Here is a 534-nt window from a genome sequence, read left to right on the forward strand (position 1 = left end):
CATTTGCGGCGGAAGACCCAAGCGTTGTCTACGACTACCGCTTTGTTACCGAGGACACCATTGAAATCATGGGCTATAACGGCACGGAAACCGACCTGGTGATCCCCTCGCAAATCAACGGCTACACCGTGGTGGGGATAGGAAACCTTGATCTTCTGGGTGACGGCACCAATACGGTGGAATCCGTTGTTGTACCAGGCACCGTGAAATATATCAAAAGATTTGCCTATTACCCAAATACGGCTTATTCTGTAGGCAATCTGGAGAAGGTTACACTGCCGGAAGGTCTGGAAACTATTGGCGATGATGCGTTTGCAAGCGCCCCGGGCTTGTCGGAAATCAACCTGCCCTCCACGTTGAAATCCATCGGTGAGCGCGCTTTCAAGGACTGCAAGGTAGACAATTTTACCATCCCTGCCGGTGTAGAATATATCGGCGCCAATGCGTTCCTCGGCACCGAAATGGTATATAATCTGATGGAACGTGTGTGGGACGGCGGCGACCCCTTTATTGTCATCGGCGGAGAACTGGTAT

General features: G+C 51.5%; 1 protein-coding gene. It reads left to right on the forward strand.

From position 1 onward, the window contains the following. The coding region (locus H6B51_RS17270) for a leucine-rich repeat domain-containing protein (protein WP_204884820.1) at positions 1 to 534 on the forward strand (534 nt) is incomplete at both ends.

This window comes from Pseudoflavonifractor phocaeensis (genome assembly GCF_016901955.1).
GTDB lineage: Bacteria > Bacillota > Clostridia > Oscillospirales > Oscillospiraceae > Flavonifractor > Flavonifractor phocaeensis_A.